Annotated in this window: 14 protein-coding genes and 1 riboswitch; of the genes, 6 read left to right on the top strand and 8 right to left on the bottom strand. The window is 68.6% G+C overall.

Features of this window, described 5'->3' with window-relative positions; translation table 11 throughout:
• Positions 1-57: 57 nt before the first annotated feature.
• The 8 genes from G3I71_RS16835 to G3I71_RS16800 form a co-directional block, all read right to left on the bottom strand.
• Positions 58-1,257, bottom strand: a complete 1,200-nt coding sequence (locus tag G3I71_RS16835) for a dipeptide ABC transporter ATP-binding protein (protein ID WP_343242978.1) — start codon at positions 1,255-1,257, stop codon at positions 58-60.
• The gene (locus tag G3I71_RS16830; RefSeq protein ID WP_164315562.1) at positions 1,254-2,345 is read right to left on the bottom strand and encodes an ABC transporter ATP-binding protein; all 1,092 of its coding nucleotides are present in this window, start codon (positions 2,343-2,345) and stop codon (positions 1,254-1,256) included. Before G3I71_RS16830 ends, G3I71_RS16835 begins: the two co-directional genes overlap by 4 nt.
• Complete coding sequence (locus G3I71_RS16825) at positions 2,342-3,349, bottom strand: ABC transporter permease (RefSeq protein ID WP_164315560.1); 1,008 nt, start codon at positions 3,347-3,349, stop codon at positions 2,342-2,344. Before G3I71_RS16825 ends, G3I71_RS16830 begins: the two co-directional genes overlap by 4 nt.
• Positions 3,350-3,420: 71 nt before the next feature.
• Positions 3,421-5,172, bottom strand: coding sequence for an ABC transporter substrate-binding protein (locus G3I71_RS16820; RefSeq protein WP_239149176.1), 1,752 nt, complete (start codon positions 5,170-5,172; stop codon positions 3,421-3,423).
• A gap of 56 nt (positions 5,173-5,228) precedes the next feature.
• Positions 5,229-6,227: an ABC transporter permease gene (locus G3I71_RS16815; RefSeq protein WP_164315556.1), complete on the bottom strand. Its 999-nt coding sequence runs from the start codon at positions 6,225-6,227 to the stop codon at positions 5,229-5,231.
• Positions 6,228-6,649: 422 nt separating this feature from the next.
• Entirely contained in the window at positions 6,650-7,462 is an 813-nt protein-coding gene (locus G3I71_RS16810) for an enhanced serine sensitivity protein SseB C-terminal domain-containing protein (RefSeq protein ID WP_164315611.1), read from the bottom strand.
• Positions 7,463-7,670: 208 nt separating this feature from the next.
• Positions 7,671-8,471 carry an enhanced serine sensitivity protein SseB gene (locus G3I71_RS16805; protein WP_164315554.1) on the bottom strand — a complete coding sequence of 267 codons (801 nt, stop codon included), beginning with the start codon at positions 8,469-8,471 and terminating at the stop codon, positions 7,671-7,673.
• Positions 8,472-8,564: 93 nt separating this feature from the next.
• A complete protein-coding gene (locus G3I71_RS16800) occupies positions 8,565-9,251 on the bottom strand; it encodes an AAA family ATPase (RefSeq protein ID WP_164315610.1) in 687 nt (228 codons plus the stop codon).
• Between the two features lie 213 nt (positions 9,252-9,464).
• A riboswitch (glycine riboswitch) is annotated at positions 9,465-9,565 on the top strand.
• Between the two features lie 162 nt (positions 9,566-9,727).
• Between G3I71_RS16800 and gcvT the strand changes: the two genes are divergently transcribed.
• The 6 genes from gcvT to G3I71_RS16770 all read left to right on the top strand — a co-directional run bounded on the left by gcvT (position 9,728) and on the right by G3I71_RS16770 (position 15,488).
• Positions 9,728-10,846 (top strand): glycine cleavage system aminomethyltransferase GcvT, encoded by a 1,119-nt coding sequence (gene gcvT / locus G3I71_RS16795; protein WP_164315552.1) that lies wholly within the window; start codon positions 9,728-9,730, stop codon positions 10,844-10,846.
• A 113-nt stretch (positions 10,847-10,959) separates the two neighbouring features.
• Entirely contained in the window at positions 10,960-11,337 is a 378-nt protein-coding gene (gene gcvH, locus G3I71_RS16790) for a glycine cleavage system protein GcvH (protein ID WP_164315550.1), read from the top strand.
• 64 nt (positions 11,338-11,401) lie between these two features.
• The gene (gene glyA, locus G3I71_RS16785) at positions 11,402-12,664 is read left to right on the top strand and encodes a serine hydroxymethyltransferase (protein ID WP_164315548.1); all 1,263 of its coding nucleotides are present in this window, start codon (positions 11,402-11,404) and stop codon (positions 12,662-12,664) included.
• A 64-nt stretch (positions 12,665-12,728) separates the two neighbouring features.
• Positions 12,729-14,096 carry an L-serine ammonia-lyase gene (locus G3I71_RS16780; RefSeq protein ID WP_164315546.1) on the top strand — a complete coding sequence of 456 codons (1,368 nt, stop codon included), beginning with the start codon at positions 12,729-12,731 and terminating at the stop codon, positions 14,094-14,096.
• Between the two features lie 245 nt (positions 14,097-14,341).
• The gene (locus G3I71_RS16775) at positions 14,342-14,734 is read left to right on the top strand and encodes a CPCC family cysteine-rich protein (RefSeq protein WP_164315544.1); all 393 of its coding nucleotides are present in this window, start codon (positions 14,342-14,344) and stop codon (positions 14,732-14,734) included.
• 28 nt (positions 14,735-14,762) lie between these two features.
• Positions 14,763-15,488 carry a HEAT repeat domain-containing protein gene (locus G3I71_RS16770; protein WP_164315541.1) on the top strand — a complete coding sequence of 242 codons (726 nt, stop codon included), beginning with the start codon at positions 14,763-14,765 and terminating at the stop codon, positions 15,486-15,488.
• Positions 15,489-15,514 lie beyond the last annotated feature (26 nt).

Below are 15,514 nucleotides of genomic sequence, written 5' to 3'. Positions count from 1 at the left end.
GTACGACCCTGCGCTCTCCCGTTCAGGCATGTGCATGACTTTGCCAACTCGTCATGCCTACTTGCCGGTCGACTCCTGCGGATCACTCGGAGCGGTGTCGGCGGGGGCCTCGGGTGCCGGCTCGCCGGAGGGGGCGTCAGCCACCGCCGCCGGTGTCACCAGCTCCACCGCCTCGCGGGCCGCCGTCAGCAGTTCGGTGTCCTGCGGGGCCTGGTCCGCCGCGTTCTCCGGGTGGTGGCAGGCGACCTGCTGGCCGGGCTTCAGCTCCAGGAGCGGCGGCTCGGTCGTCCTGCAGATCTCCGTCGCCTTCCAGCACCGGGTGTGGAAACGGCAGCCGCTCGGCGGCGAGATCGGCGACGGTACATCGCCCTTGAGCAGGATGCGCTCGCTCTTGGCGCCCCGGCGCTTGGGGTCCGGTACCGGCACCGCCGACATCAGGGCCTTGGTGTACGGGTGCATCGGCGCCTCGTACAGGGAGGACCGGTCGGCGAGTTCGACGATCTTGCCGAGGTACATCACCGCGATGCGGTCCGAGACATGGCGGACGACGGACAGGTCGTGCGCGATGATCACGTAGGTCAGGCCGAGTTCCTTCTGGAGGTCGTCCATCAGGTTCACGACCTGCGCCTGGATCGACACGTCCAGCGCGGACACCGGCTCGTCCGCCACGACCAGCTTCGGCTTCAGGGCGAGCGCGCGGGCGATGCCGATGCGCTGGCGCTGCCCGCCGGAGAACTCGTGCGGGTAGCGGTTGAAGTGCTCGGGGCTCAGGCCCACCAGCTCCAGGAGGCGCTGGACCTCCTTCTTCACCCCGCCCTCCGGCTCGACGCCCTGGAGCCGGAAGGGCGCCGAGACGATCGAGCCGATGGTGTGACGCGGGTTCAGGGAGCCGTACGGGTCCTGGAAGATCATCTGGATGTCCCGCCGCAGCGGACGCATCCCGGCCGCGTTCAGCCGTGTGATGTCCTGGCCCTCGAAGTGGATCGAGCCGGCGGTCGGTTCCTGGAGGCGGGTGATGACCCGGCCCATGGTCGACTTGCCGCAGCCCGACTCGCCGACCACGCCGAGGGTCTCGCCCTTGCGCACCTCGAAGTCGATGCCGTCGACGGCCTTCACCGCGGCGACCGTACGCTGCAGGATCCCCTTCTTGATGGGGAAGTGCTTGACCAGGCCCTCGACCTTGAGCAGTACCTCGCGCTCGTCGCGCTCGGCTGCGGAGGAGGGGGCCGCCGCCTCGGGTTTCGTCGTCTCACTCACAGCTTCGGCGCAATCTCTTCGGTCCAGATCCGCGTACGGTCCTCCGGCGAGAGGTGGCAGGCGGAGAAGTGTCCGCCGACGACCTGCTGGAGCTCCGGGCGCACGGTACGGGTGACGTCGCCCTTGGGGATGTCCGCGTACGGGCAGCGCGGATGGAAGGCGCAGCCCGAGGGGACGTTGATGAGGCTCGGCGGCTGCCCCTTGACGGGGATGAGCCGCTCGGAGGTCTCCCGGTCGATGCGGGGCATGGAACCGAGCAGACCCCAGGTGTACGGGTGCTGCGGCTGCTCGAAGATCTCGTCGACCGGACCGCGCTCCACGCACCGGCCGCCGTACATCACCAGGACCTCGTCGGCGATCTCGGCGACCACGCCGAGGTCGTGCGTGATGAGGACGACCGCGGAGCCGAACTCCTTCTGCAGGTCCCGGATCAGGTCGAGGATCTGCGCCTGGACGGTCACGTCGAGGGCGGTGGTCGGCTCGTCCGCGATGAGCAGCTCGGGGTTGTTGACCAGCGCCATCGCGATCATCGCGCGCTGGCGCATACCGCCGGAGAACTCGTGCGGGTAGCCGTCGACGCGCTTGTCGGGTTCGGGGATGCCGACGCGGTCGAGCATCTCGATCGCGCGCTTGCGGGCGACCTTCTTGCTGACGTCGTTGTGGACCCGGTAGGCCTCCACGATCTGGTTGCCGATCGTGTAGTACGGGTGCATCGCGGACAGCGGATCCTGGAAGATCATCGCCATCTCGCGGCCCCGCAGCTTGCGTACCTCGTCCGGGGCCGCGCCGACCAGTTCCTTGCCGTCGAGCCAGATCTCGCCGGACATCTGGACGTTCTTGCCCCGGGCGCCGAGCCGGTGCAGGCCCATGATGGCCAGCGAGGTGACGGACTTGCCGGAGCCGGACTCGCCCACGATGGAGAGGGTTTTGCCCTTCTCCAGCTGGAAGCTGAGTCCGTCGACGGACTTGACCAGGCCGTCGTCGGTCGGGAAGTGGACCTTGAGGTCGCGGACTTCGAGGAAGGCACTGGGCTCGTTGGAGGGCGAGGGTTCGCCCACCGCGGCACCGGTACTGGACAGTTCGGTCACGAGAGCCTCACCCGCGGGTCGGCGGCAGCATAGAGCAGGTCCACCAGAAGATTTGCGACAACGACGAAGAGGGCGGCGAGCAGGGTGACGCCGAGGATCGGCGGCAGGTCGTTGTCCTTGATGCCCTGCACCGCGTACTCACCGACGCCATGCAGCGAGAACACCGTCTCGGTGATCAGCGCACCGCCGAGCAGCAGGCCCAGGTCCATGCCGAACACGGTGATGATCGGCGTCAGCGCGGCCCGCAGTCCGTGCCGGACGACGACCTTGCGTTCCCGCAGGCCCTTGGCGCGGGCCGTGCGGATGAAGTCCTCGTTCATCGTCTCCAGCATCCCCGAGCGGGTGAGCCGTGCGTAGATGGCGGAGTAGAGGAGGGCGAGTGAACACCAGGCCGGGAACAGCGTGTTGGCCCACTGCGCCGGATTCTCGGTGAACGGCACATACGTTCGACCGAAGATCGGCCATTGGTACGTGAAGAGAAGCAGCGCCAGGTTGCCGGTGAAGAACATGGGCAGCGAAACACCGGCGAGGGCGACGCCCATGAAGGACCGGTCGAAGAAGGAGCCGGGCTTCAGCGCGGAGATGACACCGATCGCCACACCGGACACCAGCCACATCACGGCCGCGCCGGCGGCGAGCGAGATCGTCACCGGAAGACGGGAGGTGAGCTGCGGCCAGACCTCGACATGGGTCTTGAAGGAGTAGCCGAAGCACGGCGCGTTGCACTGTGTCGTGGTGGGGCCCAGGTCATAGGTGGCACCGGACACGATCCCCTTGATGAAGTGCCAGTACTGGAGGTACAGGGGGTCGTCCAGACCGAGGTTGCGCTTGACCGCAGCGATGTCCGCCGCCGACGGGCTCTTCCCGATGTACTGCTGGGCCAGCTGGTCGGCCGTCTGACCGGCGAACCGTGGCAGCAGGAAGAAGATGGCGAAGGTCACCGCGGTGACGACCAGCAGCAGGATCACTGCCGCGAACGTCCGACGGAGGATGTACGAGATCACGGGGATCGGCCTGGTGCCCGCGGGCTGCGAAGCCCGCGGGCACCAATGCCTTCACCTGCCTTCCGGGGCTGCTACTTCTTCGTGGTGCCGATGTTGAGGTAGTCGTACTGACCGCTGAAGGCCGACGTGGACACCAGGTTGGTGAAGTTGGCCGGGCGGTAGAGCAGGACCTTGAAGTAGGTCAGCGGAACGAGCGCGGCCGCGTCCATCGTCTTCTTGTCGATCTCGGCGTACATACCCTCACGCGTGGTCTTGTCCTCGGTGCCGATCGCCTTCCCCAGCAGGTCGTTGACGCTCTTGTCGTCGAACTGCGAGAGGTTGGTGTTGCCCGAGGCCCCGATGGCGGAGCCGTTGAGGATCTGCTGGAGGAAGCCGAAGCCGGCCGGCCAGTCGGCACCCCACTGCATCATCATCAGACCGACGTTGTTCTCCGCGTCCCACTTCGGGACACCCGCGTAGTCGGTGAAGTACTTGCCCGACGGGAACTGCTTCAGGCTGGCGTTGATGCCGGCCTTCTTCAGCGAGTTGATGATCGCGGTGGCCGCGTCGATCTCGGCCGGACGGTCACTGCGCGCGGTGATGCTGGTGTTGATGGTGGTCTGGCCACAGGCCTTGAGGGCGTCCTTGGCCTTGGTCACGTCACCCTTGTTGTCCTTGGTGGCGTAGACGTCCGACTTCACGTAGCCCGGGATGTCGGGCGGGAGGACGGTCGTGGCGATGTCACCGCGGATCGGGCCGCCCTCGGCGGTCTGCACCGAGACCTTGTCGATCGCGTACTGCACGGCCTTGCGGCAGTCGACGTTGTCGAACGGCTTCAGCTTGGTGTTGATCGCCATGTAGACGAGACGGCCACCGTAGGTGTTGTCGGTGCTGGCCTTCTTGTCGGCGTTGCTGACGACGTCGGCCTGGGTCGCGGCCTGGACACCCGTACCACCGAGGTCGATCGCCTTACCGGCCTGGACGTCCTGGTCGATGGTCTCCGGGTTGACCTTCAGGTTGACCACGATCTTGTCCGGGTACTGCTTGCGCAGCGGGTCGGTCGCGGCGTCCCAGTTCTTGTTGCGGACGAGGACGGCCGACTTGCCCTCGTCGTAGCTCTCGAACTGGTAGGAGCCCGAGGACACGATGTTCTTGGCGTAGTCGATGCCCTTGTCCTTGGACTGGGGCACCGGCGCCGTCTGCGGCTGCGCGGTCAGGTAGTCGAACTCCTGGAAGGCGCGGTTCAGCTTGAAGACGATCGTGGTGTCGTCCGGCGTCTGGATGGACGCGAGGCCGTCGGCGCTCTTGTCCTTGTACGGACCCTTGTACTTGTCGCCGCCGTCGAGGAACTGCTGGAAGTAGTTCGGGCCGAGGGAGAGCACGTCACGCGCGAAGTTGGAGCGCTCGACGGCGTACTTGACGTCCTTCGAGGTGATCGCGGTGCCGTCCTGGTACTTCAGCCCCGAACGGAGCTTGTACGTCCAGGTCTTACCGCCGTCGCTGGGCACACCGGGGCTCTCGGCGAGGTCCGGGGCCAGCTCGTTGCCCTTCTCGCCCGGACCGGGCTTGTAGGTCATCAGCGAGCGGGCGTACAGCCGGCTGAAGTTGAGCATGTACCCGTAGTACGTGTTGCCGGGGTCGAAGGAGTCCGGGACGTCGGACAGCTCGTAGGTGACCGTGCCCCCCGTCTTGTCGGACACGTTGACGACGCCCGTGGTCGCCGCGTTGGCGCCGGCCGCCTTGGTACCGTCGTCCGTCTTACCGTCATCGGCTTTACTGCAGCCCGCGAGCAACAGGCTCGCAGATCCGATCGCCGCAACCGCGGCCAGCGCTGACCTTCGCATGATGGTCTGCTTCTCCTCCATTAGTGGAAACTTGCTGAACTCCCGACACGGCCGCATCAGCGGCTGCGCGGGTCGAGTGCGTCCCGGAGACCGTCGCCGAGCAGGTTGAACGCCAGAACGGTCACGAAGATGGCGAGGCCGGGCACGATCATGAACTGCGGGTCGACCTGGTAGTAGGTGACCGCCTGGTTGAGCATGCCGCCCCAGGACGCCTGCGGGGGCTGGATACCGACGCCGAGGAAGCTCAGCGAGGCCTCGAAGAGGATGTTGGTCGGGATGAGCAGCGTCGAGTAGACGATGATCGGGCCGACCAGGTTGGGCAGCAGCTCCCGGAAGAGGATGTACGGCCCCCTGGCGCCCATTCCGCGGGAGGCGTCCACGAACTCGCGCTCACGCAGGGCCAGCGTCTGGCCGCGGACGATGCGTCCCAGGTACGGCCAGTTGAAGAAGCCGATGACGAAGATCAGCACGCTGATGTGGAGCGGGAGCCCTTCCAAGCCGAACGCGCCGCCCTGCAGCGTGGCGGAGATGGCGATGGCGAACAGCAGGAGAGGGAAGGCGAGGAAGGTGTCCATCATCCGGCTGATGATCGTGTCGACCCGTCCGCCGTAGTAGCCGGCGACCACACCCAGGATCGTGCCGATCACGTTGGACAGGATCGTGGCGCCGAAGGCGACGACCAGCGAGACCCAGGAGCCCTCCAGGATGCGGGTGGCGATGTCGCGCCCGAACTTCGGTTCGACACCGAGCGGGTGGTCCCAGGTCATGCCGCCGAAGCCGCCCGTGGGGAGGGAGGTGTTGGGGTCGATCAGATCCTGGTTGAAGGCATTGGGGTCGAGGCCGAACAGCGCCTGGATGGGCCGGGAGAGGATCGCGAGCAGAACCAGCAGGATGACGATGACGCCGCCGGCGACCGCCACCTTGTCCCTCTTGAACCGGGACCAGGCGATCTGCCCCAGGGAACGGCCCTCGATCTGCCCCTTACCGGCGCCGGCGAGCACAGCCTCCGGCTGTACCTCGGCTGCCGCTGCGGTGGTCTCGATCGGTGCGGTCACAGGACCCGACCCCTCTCGCCGGTGGTGACCGGCCTACGCCTGCCGCTGTCTGCGGCTTGATTCACTTGCTCGCCGGGTACGGGCCGCAGATGGTGCGGCCCGGATAACCGGCTGTTCGTTCCTGCTGACGATCCGTGCTGATTAGTCGACTTAGCCATGCGCTGCCGACTGCAGGATCGGTGACCCCATCGTCTGACAGGCGAGTCTTCAGTGATTCGGCGATCACGTGAAAGGTCTGTCGGCGAAAGTATGCGCAACCGTGATGCTGTCCTGTGGATTCCGTTATCCGAACAGCGGGTAACGACCCTCGGACGCGGGGCAGTTGGTGCAGAAGGAACATCCGCACACTATCGCGACTATTCGTCGCTATCTACGCGCGAAGACAGTGGCGCGCAAATTCGGCCGTACGTGTGAAACTCCGCTCAGTAACGACCCCGCGCGGGCGGATACCCGTATCCGCCGGCCGGGGACTGCGGAGCCTGGGCCGGGGCGGCGATCGCGTGGGCCTCCCGGTCGTAGAACGGCCGGGCGTTCGCGCGCAGCCACATCACGACCGGGTCCTGCTCGTCCGACATCGCGACCGTCGACACCGGCAGCCCGTCGGGGACCGCCCCGATCGACTGCTGCATCATCGCGCGCACCGAGTCCACGGCGGGCGGCGACGTGTCGTACACGTCCAGCCCGATGGCCAGATACGGCGCGCCGAGCGCGGGCTGCACCCAGGCGCGGCGCAGCGAGCGGACCGCCGGGGTGCGGTGGGCGTTCTGCGAGAGGAGGGCGTAGAACTGCGGGATCTCGATGCCGGGTTCGGCCAGCCGCAGGGGGCCGGCGGGCTGGCGTTCCAGGCCCGCCGCGATCCGGCGCAGGTCGAGCCAGGGAATGCCGACGCCGCCGCCCGGGGAGTGCGGGTTGAGCCAGAGGCCGTACTGGTCCGGGTAGAGGGTGCGGGCCACGTCGAGACCGTCGACCACCTCGTACGACCTGTTCCAGCCACTGACCGACAGCTCCTGGGCAGAGGTCACACAGGGCGCGTAGCCGTACCCGTCGACCTGCATGTTTCCGTACTGCGCGTCGGGGGAACCGGCCTGGCCGTGCCAGAGCAGCATCCAGATCTGGCCGGAGGACGGGGTCGCGAGGGCGCGCAGGAGCGCCTCGTAGGCGTCGTAACGCCCGGGCGTGACTTGGCGCAGCATGTGCTCGACCTGACCGGCCGCGGCCGTGCCCGACGCGCTCACCATTACCGCCCCTTCGTAACCCTGACCGAGTTGTGCGTTCTAGTTTATGCGGCGCCACTGACAGAGACGGTCCGTGGAAGCCGCCCAAGAGCTCGGAACTCACTGATTTTCGGCGACTGCGGGCCATTGTGGCCGGTCGCGTCCCGCGGCGGAGCCGCACCGTGCCCCGGCCCCGCACCCCCAGGAGGCCGCGCCTCAGGCAGGTTCATCAGTAACCGTGCTGGTAGAAGGGCCGGACCCGCTCCCGCAGCCAGTCCGTCACCGGGTCCTGGGCTATGTCCAGGAAGACCAGGTTCACCGGCCAGGGGGAGGGTGTGTGGCCCAGTGCTCTGGCCAGGGCGTCCATCGGGATGGTGCGGGCCAGCGGGTCCCAGGGGGAGAGCTCGACGCCGACGAACATGACGGGGGCGGCCGTTTCGATCGCCGCCAGGCAGCGGCGGGCCGTCCGGACCACGCCCGTGCCCGCGAACTCCACCGCCGCGGCGGTGAGGAAGTCGACCGGGTCCTCCTGCCAGTTGGGCTCGTAGAGGCGGACGCGTCCGCCGCCGACGCCGTCGAGGACGGTGCGGCCGGAACGGCAGAGCTGGGCCACGGCCTGCGGGGGCAGGGGGACGCCGACCATGCCGTCCGGGTTCACGGCGATGCCGACCTGGGGCTGCAGGCCCCGGGCGAACTCGACGGCGGGGGCCACGGTGTACGACACATGGCCGCCGACGACCTGCCGGAACTGTTCCTCCGAGCTGAAGACCGGTACGTACGCCTGGCCCTGGATGTCCATCGTGGGCAGGTCGAGGGGGCCGGTGTGGGGGCCGCCGCCGGACGGGAGGGGGACCCAGACGAAGCTGCGGCCGAGGACCTCGACGATGCGGGCGCCCGCGCCGGGGACGCCGAGGGATGCCGAGAGCACCTCCTCCAGCTCGTTGCCGGGCCAACCGCCGTGCGAATACGCATGTGCCTGTGCGGGGAAGCCCCCGGGAAAGTCCGGGGGGAGGTCCGCCGGGATGTCCATCTGCCTACCGCCTGCTGTGAACCGCTGCCCTGAGCCCCTGGGTGGGAGTCCCTTAATGGGCAAAACCCTAACCGGCCCCGGCGCATACGTCGGTCAGTCCGCGAAGTCGATCCTGCGCAGGATGTCCGCCGCGTCCCGGTCGATCAGCACCGCCGAGCCGCAGCCCTCCGGCAGATTCCCCTTCTCCACCGAGCGCAGCAGCCGCGAGGCGGCCTGACGGTGGCGCAGGAACGCGTACCGCGAGACGCCCCGGCCGCGTTCGCGCTGGCCCTCCAGGGCCTCGTCCGGGGTGACGTCGAGGAGGAGCAGATGCATGGTGCCGCCCCGGCGGCGGGCCTCGCGGGCCAGCCAGCCGCGCACCCAGGCCTGCGTACCGCAGTCGTGCACGACGACGCCGGCGCCGGAGCGCAGGGCGCGGCGCAGTCCGGCGTAGTGGGCGAGGCGGACGAGGGGGCGGTAGACGGCGTAAGGGAGGAAGGAGGGCGTACGGGCGTCCCACTGGTCGCGGGTGTTCTGGGAGTCGATGCCGGTGGCGCGCACCGCCCGGCGCATCAGCGTGGACTTGCCGCTGCCGGGCAGGCCGGTGACCACGACGAGGTCGCGGGCGCCGAAGGTGAGGCCGTGCGGGCTGTGGCCCGAGCGCTCCCGCAGGTCGCGGATCACGGGTTCCGGGTGCGCGGCGCGCGTCTCCCGGGCCGGGGCGGCCGGCTGCTTGGGCAGCGCTTCGGTCAGTACGAGGGCCGAGGTCGTCGCGTACGCCGTGGTCCTGTTCACCGTGATCGTCCTCCCATGGGGTCGGGAAGTACCGTCCCCGTCGAGTGTAAAGAGAAGGTAATACGCGGTGGCTCCCGATTGGGTCCGCTTACTGCAACAGGCCTGCTACAGGCCGGTATGCGCATGCGTGGCGGGCCTGTGTCCCCTCTGTGAAGGGTCCCCCTGCCGTGCCGAAGCAATGCGTGCGATGATGTGCCCGCCAACTGCATACCGGCCGCTTGAATCCGCGCGGGAGAGTTCCGGGCACCTATGGGTACCCGGACGCCGAAGGAGCAAGTCCCTCCCTTGAATCTCTCAGGCCCCGTTACCGCGCGGGCGAGGCACATCTGAAAAGCGGGCCGCCGGTCGTCACGACCAGTGGCTCCACCCAAGGTGCAAGTCTGTGACCTGCGTTTTCACGCTTCCGGTCACGATGAACCTCTCAGGTTCCGATGACAGATGGGGAGGAACGACCTCGCCGTCATGCCCTGGGAGCACTACCGATGAGCAGCACCCCTCCGCGTCTGACCGCCCTCGATGCCCTGCATCGTTCGCTCGGCGCCACCATGACCGACTTCGCCGGCTGGGACATGCCCCTGCGGTACGCCTCCGAACGCGACGAGCATCTGGCCGTGCGCACGAAGGCCGGCCTCTTCGACCTCTCCCACATGGGTGAGATCACCGTGACGGGGGCCCAGGCCGCCGCCCTTCTCGACCACGCCCTTGTCGGCAACATCGGGTCCGTCGCCGTCGGGCGCGCCCGCTACACCATGATCTGCCGGTCCGACGGCGGCATCCTGGACGACCTGATCGTCTACCGCCTGGCCGAGACCGAGTACCTGGTCGTGGCCAACGCCGGTAACGCACAGGTGGTGCTCGACGCCCTGCTGGAGCGCGCCGACGGCTTCGACGCGCTGGTCCGCGACGACCGGGACGCCTACGCGCTGATCGCCGTACAGGGCCCGGAGGCCCCCGGCATCCTGGCCGCCCTCACCGACGCCGATCTCGACGGCCTGAAGTACTACGCGGGCCTGCCCGGGACGGTCGCCGGCGTCCCCGCCCTGATCGCGCGCACCGGCTACACCGGCGAAGACGGCTTCGAGCTGTTCGTGGCGCCGGGTGACGCGGAGAAGGTGTGGCAGGCGCTGACCGACGCGGGCACGCCCGTCGGGCTCGTCCCCTGCGGGCTGTCCTGCCGGGACACGCTGCGCCTGGAGGCGGGCATGCCGTTGTACGGGCATGAGCTGACCACCTCCCTCACCCCCTTCGACGCCGGGCTCGGCCGGGTCGTCAAGTTCGAGAAGGCGGGCGACTTCGTGGGCCGCGCGGCCCTGCGCGAGGCCGCCGAGCGCGCTTCGTACGAGCCGCCGCGGGTACTCGTCGGCCTGATCGCCGAGGGCCGTCGTGTCCCGCGCGCCGGGTACGCGGTCGTCGCCGGCGGCCGGGTGATCGGCGAGGTCACCTCGGGCGCCCCCTCCCCCACCCTCGGGAAGCCGATCGCGATGGCGTACGTCGACGCCGCGCACTCGGCGCCGGGTACGGCGGGCGTCGGCGTGGACATCCGGGGCAGCCACGAGCCGTACGAGGTCGTGGCGCTGCCCTTCTACAAGCGCCGGAAGTAACTCCGGCAGCGTCACCGACGATCCGTCCGTGTCCTGCCTGCTGACGGGCAGGCACTTTCCCCGCGTAGTACCCCATGCAGGACCAGTCCCCCGCGTACAGGAGAATTCAGGCCATGAGCAACCCCCAGCAGCTGCGCTACAGCAAGGAGCACGAGTGGCTGTCGGGCGCCGAGAACGGCGTCTCGACGGTCGGTATCACCGAGCACGCGGCCAACGCGCTCGGCGATGTCGTGTACGTCCAGCTTCCCGAGGTCGGGGCCACGGTGACCGCGGGTGAGACCTGCGGTGAGCTGGAGTCGACCAAGTCCGTCAGCGACCTGTACTCCCCGGTCGCCGGTGAGGTCACCGAGGTCAACGAGGACGTCTCCAACGATCCGTCACTGGTGAACTCCGCCCCGTTCGAAGGCGGTTGGCTCTTCAAGGTGCGTGTCACGGACGAGCCGGGCGACCTGCTCTCCGCGGACGAGTACACCGCGTTCTCCGGCAGCTGAGATCCCCCGGCCGAGATTTCCAGGCACAAGGCCAGTCACAAGGACGTAAGGACGTACTGACCCCATGTCGCTTCTGAACACTCCCCTGCACGAGCTCGACCCCGACATCGCCGCCGCCGTCGACGCCGAGCTGAACCGCCAGCAGTCCACCCTGGAGATGATCGCCTCGGAGAACTTCGCTCCGGTCGCGGTCATGGAGGCCCAGGGCTCGGTCCTCACCAACAAGTACGCCGAGGGCTACCCCGGCCGCCGCTACTACGGCGGCTGCGAGCACGTCGACGTCGCCGAGCAGATCGCGATCGACCGGGTCAAGGAGCTGTTCGGCGCCGAGTACGCCAACGTGCAACCGCACTCGGGCGCCTCCGCCAACCAGGCCGCCCTGTTCGCGCTGGCCCAGCCCGGCGACACCATCCTCGGCCTGGACCTGGCCCACGGCGGCCACCTCACCCACGGGATGCGGCTGAACTTCTCCGGCAAGCAGTTCGACGTGGTCGCCTACCACGTGGACGAGGCCGGTCTGGTCGACATGGCCGAGCTGGAGCAGCTCGCCAAGGAGCACCGCCCGAAGGTGATCATCGCGGGCTGGTCCGCGTACCCGCGGCAGCTGGACTTCGCGGAGTTCCGCCGCATCGCGGACGAGGTCGGGGCCTACCTCTGGGTCGACATGGCGCACTTCGCCGGTCTGGTCGCGGCGGGCCTGCACCCGAACCCGGTGCCGTACGCGGACGTGGTCACCTCCACCACCCACAAGACGCTGGGCGGCCCGCGCGGCGGCATCATCCTGGCGAAGAAGGAGTTCGCGAAGAAGCTGAACTCGTCCGTCTTCCCGGGCTTCCAGGGCGGCCCCCTGGAGCACGTGATCGCGGCGAAGGCCGTCTCCTTCAAGGTCGCGGCGAGCGAGGAGTTCAAGGAGCGCCAGCGTCGTACGGTCGAGGGCGCGCGGATCCTCGCCGAGCGTCTGGTGCGCGCGGACGTCGGCGAGCACGGTGTGTCCGTCCTGTCCGGCGGTACGGACGTCCACCTGGTCCTCGTAGACCTGCGCGACTCCGAGCTGGACGGCAAGCAGGCGGAGGACCGTCTCCACGAGGTCGGCATCACCGTCAACCGGAACGCCATCCCGAACGACCCGCGCCCCCCGATGGTGACGTCGGGCCTGCGGATCGGCACCCCGGCGCTGGCCACCCGCGGCTTCACGACCGAGGACTTCACGGAGGTCGCGGACGTGATCGCCGAGACCCTGAAGCCGTCGTTCGACGTCGACAGCCTGAAGGCCCGCGTGAAGGCGCTGGCCGACAAGCACCCGCTGTACCCCGGTCTCAACAAGTAGTGCCCCTGGGGTGAGTGGGCTCCGCCCGGTGCGGAGCCCACCGCCCCCGTTCTGAGGAGTTCCCGTGGCCATCTCGGTCTTCGACCTGTTCTCGATCGGTATCGGCCCGTCCAGCTCCCACACGGTCGGCCCGATGCGCGCGGCCCGGCTGTTCGCCCGCCGGCTGCGGGGCGAGGAGGTCCTCGGGGCGGTGGCGTCGGTCCGCGCGGAGCTGTACGGCTCACTCGGCGCGACCGGGCACGGCCACGGCACCCCCAAGGCGGTGCTGCTCGGCCTGGAGGGCGCCTCACCGCGCACGGTGGACGTGGAGGGCGCGGACACCCGCGTGGAGCAGATCAAGGAGTCGGGCCGGCTGAGGCTCCTCGACGACCACGAGATCGGCTTCTCCTTCGACGACGATCTGATCCTGCACCGCCGTAAGACACTCCCCTACCACGCGAACGGCATGACCCTCTGGGCGTACGACGCCTCGGGCGCCGAACTCCTCTCGAAGACGTACTACTCGGTTGGCGGCGGGTTCGTCGTCGACGACGACGCTGTCGGCGCCGACCGCATCAAGCTCGACGACACGGCCCTCAAGTACCCCTTCCGCACGGGCGACGAGCTGCTGCGCCTGGCCAAGGAGACAGGCCTGTCGATCTCCGCGCTGATGCTGGAGAACGAGCGGGCCTGGCGCACCGAGGACGAGATCCGCTCCGGGCTGCTGGACATCTGGCGGGTGATGCAGACGTGCACGTCACGCGGTATGTCCCGCGAGGGCATCCTGCCGGGCGGGCTCCGGGTCCGCCGGCGCGCGGCCATGTCGGCGCGTCAACTCCGGGCGGAGGGCGAGCCGTTGGCGCGCGCGATGGAGTGGATCACGCTGTACGCGATGGCGGTGAACGAGGAGAACGCGGCGGGCGGCCGGGTCGTGACGGCCCCGACGAACGGGGCCGCGGGCATCATCCCGGCGGTCCTGCACTACTACATCAACTTCGTCCCGGGCGCCGACGAGGAGGGCGTGGTCCGCTTCATGCTCGCCGCCGGCGCGATCGGCATGCTGTTCAAGGAGAACGCGTCCATCTCCGGCGCGGAGGTCGGCTGCCAGGGCGAGGTGGGCTCGGCCTGCTCGATGGCGGCGGGCGCACTGGCCGAGGTGCTGGGCGGCAGCCCCGAACAGGTCGAGAACGCGGCCGAGATCGGCATGGAACACAATCTCGGCCTGACCTGCGATCCGGTCGGCGGCCTGGTCCAGATCCCGTGCATCGAGCGCAACGGCATGGCCGCGGTGAAGGCGGTCACGGCGGCCCGGATGGCGATGCGGGGGGACGGCTCGCACAAGGTGTCCCTGGACAAGGTCATCAAGACGATGAAGGAGACGGGGGCCGACATGAGCGTCAAGTACAAGGAGACGGCCCGGGGCGGGCTTGCGGTGAACATCATCGAGTGCTGAGGGGATGGGCTCTGAGCAGCGCGTTCCTGTCTTTCAGCGCTGTCAGGGCGTTGCCTGCCTACGCGGCGGAAGGTCCCCGAAAGGTCCCGGGGAAACCCCACGAGGCGGGTGCCTGACCCGAGAGTTCGTGGCACCCTCGATCACTGTTCCGATCCGCCCTGACCGCCGACCGTCGTGCGCCTCCCCTGGTGGTGAGCTCGGAAACACAGTGGTGAGGTGGGTGATTCGTCGTCCACACTGCGCCGATGAGCAGCCCATTACCATGTCCGTGCTGCGGGCATCTCGTCCTTGATGAGATGCCCGGCTCCTACGAGATCTGTCCCATCTGTTTCTGGGAAGACGATGGTGTTCAATTCCGGTGGCCGACGATGGCAGGCGGAGCCAACCGCGTCTCCCTGGTCGAAGCCCAGCAGAACTACCGGGAATTCGGCGCCTGCGATCACCGTGGCCAACAGTACGTACGGCCGCCGGCGCCGGACGAGCCGCTCGACCCGGCGTGGCGCCCCATCGATCGGTCCCGCGACTCCTTCGAGGACTGGGAAGCCGCGGAGCGGGCCCCATGGCCCGAAGACCTCTCAGTGCTGTGCTGGTGGCTGCCGACCTTTTGGCGCCGAGTCACCTCGCCCGAACCGGAGTGAGCCGACCCACTACCGAGAGGAACCGCGTATGGCATCCCGAATCGCAGCCCTCGTCCAGCAGATGGATGGCGCTGCGGACGAGTCCATGGATGCCCGCACCGAGCTGATCCACATCGGACACCCCGCGGTCCCTGTCATCATCGACGGCCTACCGTTCCTCGGCAGCTTCGGCCAGCTGACCGCCATTGAGGTCTTCGAGGAGGTCGGAGACCTGCGCTGCGGCCCCGCACTGATCGAGCTGTTGGCCAGTGACAACAGCACCGTGCGGGAGTGGGCGGCGCTGGCCCTCGCGGACCTGGGGATCAGGGACGCGGTTGAGCCCCTGTGGCGCGCGTACCGCGCCTGTATGGAGCGGGCGATTCCGCCGGACCGGAGCGAGCCGGGCGGTTTCCGCTGGGCTCTCACAGAACTCGGCGCCCGCCGAGCAGTCACGCCCCCGTCGACGGCGGCGCTGCGCACCATGAGGGTGGGCGATGTCCCCGCGTGGCCATCGATCCACTACGGCGACATCGTGAACGACCTCGCCGACCATGAACAAGTCATCCTCTGCGGCCAGTTCTGGAAGAACGACGGCGACAGCACCTGCTTGGTCTCCGGCCCCGAGCTGGACCGGCAACTCGACTGGACAGCGCCCTGGCCGGAGTTGGTCGAATCGGCGCGTGAATGGGCACTGCTCGAAGCCACCGAAGCTCCCGCCGGTGAGAACATCGTCGTCACCATCGAGTGGATCGACCACACGGACCTCCACCCGTGACCTGCCGACGGACGGCCGTCCTGGTG

Origin of the sequence: Streptomyces sp. SID12501, assembly GCF_010550245.1 — a bacterium.
Classification (GTDB): domain Bacteria; phylum Actinomycetota; class Actinomycetes; order Streptomycetales; family Streptomycetaceae; genus Streptomyces.
The sequence above is the reverse complement of the archived record's forward strand: the minus strand, read 5'-3'. Positions and strand labels throughout refer to the sequence as shown.